Source organism: Leuconostoc sp. (genome assembly GCF_965300815.1).
This window is the reverse complement of record NZ_CBDKZH010000053.1, coordinates 1-6,314: the sequence shown is the minus strand read 5'-3', so window position 1 is coordinate 6,314 and position 6,314 is coordinate 1. Positions and strand designations below refer to the sequence as shown.

The window sequence follows — 6,314 nt, the reverse complement described above, 5'->3', positions numbered from 1 at the left end:
ACTTCACGGCCAACCATCAAGTCAGCCAATTCTTGTGATGACACACCGGCCACTGGGAAAGTATCAATTGACTTACCGGCACGAATAACCGTCACCGTGTCAGCGGCTGCCCGAATTTCATCTAACTTGTGGGTAATCAAAATAATTGACTTCCCCTCTTTGGCCAAGTTATGCAAAATAGCAATTAATTCTTCGATTTCTTGTGGGGTCAAAACCGCTGTTGGTTCATCAAAAATCAAAATATCCGCCCCACGATAGAGCGTCTTTAGAATTTCAACACGTTGCTGCTGCCCCACGGAAATATCAGAAACCTTCGCATAGGGATCAACTTGCAAGCCATATTGTTCAGACAATGCCTGAATCTTTTTGGCTGCTGACTTGGTGTCAAGTGACAAACCTTTCGTCACTTCAGACCCCAAAATGATATTTTCAGTTACGGTAAACGCGTCAATGAGCATAAAGTGCTGATGCACCATGCCAATACCCAAAGCAGCTGCCTTTGAGGGTGAATCAACGGTAACTTGCTTACCATTAATCAAGATTTCCCCTGACGTTGGTTGCAACAAGCCCGTGAGAATATTCATCAGAGTTGATTTCCCTGCACCGTTCTCACCAAGTAACGCGTGAATTTCACCTTGTTGGACTTTTAAATTAATGTCATCATTGGCTGCGAAATCACCAAATTTTTTGACGATGTGACGCATCTCAATGACTGGTAATGATTCGGTCATTTATTTTCTCAGCGCGCGGGAAATGGCAGTATTTGCACATTATCAACCGCGTTTCCACTTTCTGATATATTTTCAAAAAATTCCACGGACAAATGCTGTTCGTGGAAAATTCTTCAAATAATATTATACCATGTTTGCTATCGTGCAATTATTTCAATTGATTTACTATACACACCGCTGTTAAACGTTTTAAAAATCCGTATTGCTTTTGTTCCGCCGCCTCAAAATTACGCTATAATAGAGGCATGTCACGAAAAATTGAACTCCCCACTGCGGCGGAAATGAAAAAATTTCATAATCAATCGCTTCAACGGACATTCTGGTCACGTTTTTCGATGCCCCAACGACTGACACTGGGCTTTCTATCCGTTATCACAGTCGGCGCACTGTTATTGATGCTGCCCATTAGTCATTATGGCAATATGCGGCATAGTTTTCTCAATGCCCTATTTACCTCGACATCAGCTGCGTCAGTGACGGGACTCACCGTGGTTGACACAGCCACGCACTGGACCCTCTTTGGCCAAATTGTCATTATGTGCTTGATTGAAGTTGGTGCGTTAGGGTTTATGTCTTTTTCTGTGCTATTGTTCACAGCAACCAAGCGACAGATGGACTTACGTAACCGGATGATGATTCAAGAAGTTTATAGTCTTGAAAATCTATACGATACCCGCGCCGTTTTTGGTTACGTCATTAAGTTATCCATTATCATTCAAATTGTCGGGGCACTTTGTCTAGCGCCATTCTTTATCAATGATTTTGGTTTCAAAAAAGGGAGTTTTTTTGCCCTTTTCCATGCCATTTCGGCCTTTGGAAATGCGGGGTTCACGACGCTACCTGGTAACGGGGTGGCGTATACAAGTCAGCCTTGGGTGATGTTCATTTTTGCCGCCTTAATCGTGGCCGGTTCGCTAGGATTTTTGGTTTGGCGAGATGTTTTGTTGTATCCACGGACTAAAAAATTAAGTCTCCATTCAAAACTCGCTTTAGTTATGACTGGTGCCCTGATTGTTGGTGGTTGGCTTTTATATGAAATTACGCAAAGTAATTTAGCTATCGCTCACACCCTGTCACCACTCAACCGCGCCTTCAATACGCTTTTTATGTCGATTTCTTATCGCACAGCTGGCTTTTCTCAATTCAGCTTTACCGATATGTCACAAGCCACAATCTTAGTCACGATGATCTTAATGTATGTTGGCGGTACCCCTGGTTCTACTGCGGGTGGGTTAAAAACAACCACTTTAGGTGTTTTATTGCTCAAAACACACGCTGCGTTGCGCGGTAAACAAGATGTGACCTTTGCACATCGCCGTCTTACTGATGAAAACATTACCCGTGCACTACTTCTTGTTTTTGTTTCAATGATATTCCTGGCTGGTCTATCATTTTTGCTCCTCCTCACACAAGGGACCGACGCCCACTTTGGTCTTGAATATATCGTCTTTGAAGTGGTCAGTGCGTTTGCCACTGCCGGACTATCCCTTGGCCTCACACCGCACCTTACAGACTTTGGCCAATGTGTCATCATGCTCACGATGTTTATTGGTCGTGTCGGTGTCTATACGGTGATGTTCTCTGTACTCAATGTGCACACCGAGCACGCCCCTTATCGCTACCCTGAAGAATCCGTCATTATCGGTTAATATTTGTTTGAAAGGATAAAAAAATGCGTCAAACCTATGCTATTATTGGTCTGGGCCGCTTTGGCGGTGCCTTACTGGAAACGTTAGTGGCCAATGGCCAAGATGTGCTTGGCATTGATATTAACGAAGAACATGTTAACGACTATCGCGACATCGCCACTCAAGTCGTCATCGCTGATGCCCAAGAAGATGATGTCTTGCGCAAATTAGACATTGCCAGTTTTGACCACGTGATTATCGCCATTGGTCATAATATGCAGGCTAGTATCTTAGCCACCATCAACGCCAAAGATCTTGGGGCTAAAAACGTGATTGCCAAGGCTGAAAATCGGACCCATTTGCGCGTGTTAACGAAAATCGGGGCTGATTTTGTTGTTCAACCCGAACGTGAAATGGGTGAACGAATTGGCCGTAAGTTACTCGCGCCTAACATGTTAAACTTCATTGAACTATCAGATGATTATTCAATGGCCGAAGTCCAAATTGTGAATCCAGCCTTTGCTGGCAAGACCCTTTCTGAATTGAAAATTCGCAAAAAGTTCGGCTTAAACGTTATTGCTGTGCGCCACGATGGGGAAGTCATTGTGGCACCAGAAGCTAGCTACCGCGTGCATCATCTCGATATTCTCTCAGTTGTCGGACCAAAAGATATGGTGGACGACTTCGACCAAATGACGAATAAATAAAAAAACACCGGTTCACCGGTGTTTTTTGATGCCCTTAGTCCACTATAAATTGCGCAACTTGTTGGGTCACGGTTGGATTGTCTCGCACCTGACTATGTTGGGTTTTTGGCCCGCTAATGGTCACAGACTGATATACTTGCCCTTTTTTCAGCCAAAATTTTAACGCTGCCGAACTAAAATTCGTCACGACGCCATCACTGCCATCCCCAATATCACCCATCACATTTAATATTTTTGTCTGTTCAGGCATATTAGCGCGATGTTGATCAAAGTAATGATAACTCGCATCTTGCAACCGTGGGCGTTTTGTCGCTGAATCAATCGTATTGTGGTCAAACGCATGGTCAAAACCGCCTGATCCCAACCCAGAATTAAACGGTGCGGCAATGGTAACCAAATGCGTAACAGTTGGATACGTCGTATCCTGTATCGGGTGTGATAATAACACGCGTAACGCAGCCGTCGCCCCCATCGAGTGTCCAACTAGGACGACTTGATTGACATGACCCGCTTTGAACGTCTGTAACAAGCGCGCGAGGGCGGCACTCGCTTGCTGAGCAGTTGTTTGTTTATCGGTAAAATTCAATTGATAAATGCCACCTTGTTGTAGTTGGTGAGTCGTTCCCGATAATTTCACCATGCCTTGCGGTGACACATTGACTTGTTGGCGCCGCTTCAAATGCGTTTGCGTCTGAATCGCGGTCGCCAACGCCGTTGTTGCCCGTGCGCTACTCCCATAACCATGCAATAAAATAATGGTTTGACGGGAAGCGGGTCGGGCACGCTGTTGCATTGCAAACCACAAGCCCACACTGGTCAATAAGCCCAATATGACCGTCACAAGTACAATCCTTTTTACGTGGTACTTTGACATTTGACCACCTCATTTCGGCTAACTCAGGCACTTAATCGATCGGATCGCTTTCATCAATTTGATTAATTTTATCGAAGACACGGAACAAATTATCCATTTCGGTTAATTTATACTTACGTGAGTTACGATCATAGACAATTTCGGATTGAATCGGTTCCCCAATTTGCAGGTCATGCAAAAAATCACGAATTTCAGAGATATCCCGTTGCACAGTCTTGCGGCCAATAAAAAACATGTCTTCGATTTCTTCAATCGACAAGGCCCGATGACTAATTAAAGCCGAATAGAGCCTCAAAATACGCTGTTTATCGTTAAATACTGTTTTCCGTGCTGCCATAATTTCCCCCAGGTTTAAATGTTAAATTTATTGTACCAAATAAAACAGATGTTCGGTACAATAAAGATAAGCAATTTATCACGAAAGGTTGGCCTCATGTCTTTATTTGATTTCTTTAAAAAGAAAGCCACTAATGCGACACCCGAACCCGCCCCAGTCACCGACGACACGCCGATTACTTGGGAAAATACCACTGATCCAGATGATTTTTTTGAAGGTTATCAGGCCGCTGTGCAAGCCCTAACTGACGCTGGCAAACACGCAGCCGCGGAAACATTACGAGCGAACGAACCGGCACTTCAACTGGCCTTTATTGAACGATTTGAAGCCAAAACACGCGCTGACATCGCTAATATCAGCGACCTTGATGCACGCACAGCGGCTGTTATTGATGCCGTCAGCACGGTCCGTCGCTATAACCGGCACATGTCCGTCGCCGTTCGCGCCCGTTTGGCCCAAGCCAAGAAAAATTTAATTGGAGAATAACATGCAGCTCACTGTACCACTCGAAAATGGTCTCATTCCCGATAAGTATGCCAAGTTTGCGCCGGCAAAATATCGAACACAAGACATGCCGACCACAAACTTTCCCATCACCATCACGGCTATCCCTGACGGCACACAGTCACTGTCAATCAGTCTGATTGACTATGACGCCATCCCCGTTGGTGGTTTTCCTTGGATTCATTGGTTAGCCGCCAACGTCCCTGTTGGCAATGTGCCGGAAGACTTACGCGCAACGGGTCAGGCTGTTTCGGGCACGAACTCAACGTGGCATTTTGTCCAAAAATGCCAACAACCGGCCAATCCGGCGATCAACCAAGCCTACATCGGCCCCATGCCACCGGATACAACGCACAACTACACACTGACCGTTTTTGCCCTTGATACACAACTGGATCTCCAAGACGGCTTCTTCTTAAACGAGCTTCGCACCAAAAGCCAAGGCCACGTATTGGATATGGCAATCGTAGAACTGCCCGCTCGCGCTTAACACCTCATTGAGGTGTTTTTTTATGCAGTAAATTAGGATTATTCACCGCTTGATTGCATATTTATTGTATTTAAATTCATGTCGCTTTATGATTTAAAGCAACGACTCGGGAGGAAATAGTATGACAGCAACTCAAATTAAAGTGGCCATCGTTGGCGTGACCGGCTATGCCGGAATGGAATTACTACGCTTACTTCACGCTCATCCATACGTGCAGGTCGTCTCAGTTCATCAAACAACTGCGACCCAGGAAACGCTTGACCAAACTTTCCCTCATTTGCAGTCACTGTATAAAATAACACCAACACCCGTTGACCCAGTGCATATTATGCAAAACGCCGATTTAGTTTTCTTCGCGACATCGAGTGGCGTCACCAAAACGCTCGCTGCGCCATTTATTGCGCAACACTTTCCAGTCATTGACTTGTCTGGCGACTTTCGTTTGAACGCCAAAGACTATGCGCAATGGTACCATCAACCCGCCGCACCACAAGCATTGTTGGACCAAGCCAGTTACAGTCTAGCCGACTTTTACACGAATGATAAATCTTATATTGCGAACCCCGGCTGCTACGCTACCGCCACCCTCCTAGCTTTAGCACCGCTGGCCCAATCACAGTTACTCGATGCCAATAGCATTGTCATTGATGCCAAAAGTGGCCTTTCTGGTGCTGGGAAATCATTGACGACAGCTAGCCATTTTGTCACTGTCAACGAAAATGTGATGATGTACAAGGCAAATCAACATCAACATTTACCTGAAATCATGCAACAGTTACAACGCTGGCAGCCCAGTCTGGCGCATATTCAATTCACCACCTCACTGCTGCCGATTAACCGCGGCATTTTCGTCAGTGCGTATGTGAAATTAAAGCAACCACTCACGCCCGCAGCCATTCACGCCCTTTATCACCAAACCTACGCTGACAAACCATTTGTCCGGTTGATGCCACTAGATACCCTACCAGCTATCAAGCAAGTCGTCGGGACGAATTTCACCGATATTGGTCTTACCTATAATCCCATCACCCACTATCTCACGA

At 45.4% G+C, this 6,314-nt stretch carries 8 protein-coding genes; 5 read left to right on the top strand and 3 right to left on the bottom strand.

What is annotated here, in order from left to right; all coding sequences use genetic code 11:
- Positions 1 to 731, bottom strand: a 731-nt coding sequence (locus tag ACW12G_RS04760) for an ATP-binding cassette domain-containing protein (protein WP_455647394.1), incomplete at its 3' end; no start/stop codon positions are given.
- A 245-nt stretch (positions 732 to 976) separates the two neighbouring features.
- Between ACW12G_RS04760 and ACW12G_RS04755 the strand changes: the two genes are divergently transcribed.
- Positions 977 to 2,380 (top strand): TrkH family potassium uptake protein, encoded by a 1,404-nt coding sequence (locus tag ACW12G_RS04755; RefSeq protein WP_029510033.1) that lies wholly within the window; start codon positions 977 to 979, stop codon positions 2,378 to 2,380.
- A gap of 23 nt (positions 2,381 to 2,403) precedes the next feature.
- Positions 2,404 to 3,066 carry a potassium channel family protein gene (locus ACW12G_RS04750; protein WP_019040086.1) on the top strand — a complete coding sequence of 221 codons (663 nt, stop codon included), beginning with the start codon at positions 2,404 to 2,406 and terminating at the stop codon, positions 3,064 to 3,066.
- Positions 3,067 to 3,100: 34 nt separating this feature from the next.
- Here ACW12G_RS04750 and ACW12G_RS04745 read toward each other — a convergent pair whose 3' ends face one another.
- Together ACW12G_RS04745 and ACW12G_RS04740 are read right to left on the bottom strand one after the other, a co-directional pair.
- On the bottom strand, positions 3,101 to 3,907 hold the full coding sequence (locus ACW12G_RS04745) for an alpha/beta fold hydrolase (protein ID WP_455647393.1): 807 nt from the start codon (positions 3,905 to 3,907) through the stop codon (positions 3,101 to 3,103).
- 64 nt (positions 3,908 to 3,971) lie between these two features.
- The gene (locus ACW12G_RS04740; RefSeq protein ID WP_010001397.1) at positions 3,972 to 4,277 is read right to left on the bottom strand and encodes a helix-turn-helix domain-containing protein; all 306 of its coding nucleotides are present in this window, start codon (positions 4,275 to 4,277) and stop codon (positions 3,972 to 3,974) included.
- A 96-nt stretch (positions 4,278 to 4,373) separates the two neighbouring features.
- Between ACW12G_RS04740 and ACW12G_RS04735 the strand changes: the two genes are divergently transcribed.
- From ACW12G_RS04735 to argC, 3 genes are all read left to right on the top strand, one after another.
- Entirely contained in the window at positions 4,374 to 4,763 is a 390-nt protein-coding gene (locus ACW12G_RS04735; RefSeq protein ID WP_029510035.1) for a hypothetical protein, read from the top strand.
- Between the two features lies 1 nt (position 4,764).
- Positions 4,765 to 5,271 carry a YbhB/YbcL family Raf kinase inhibitor-like protein gene (locus ACW12G_RS04730; RefSeq protein WP_129873667.1) on the top strand — a complete coding sequence of 169 codons (507 nt, stop codon included), beginning with the start codon at positions 4,765 to 4,767 and terminating at the stop codon, positions 5,269 to 5,271.
- A gap of 121 nt (positions 5,272 to 5,392) precedes the next feature.
- The coding region (gene argC / locus ACW12G_RS04725; protein WP_455647392.1) for an N-acetyl-gamma-glutamyl-phosphate reductase at positions 5,393 to 6,314 on the top strand (922 nt) is incomplete at its 3' end.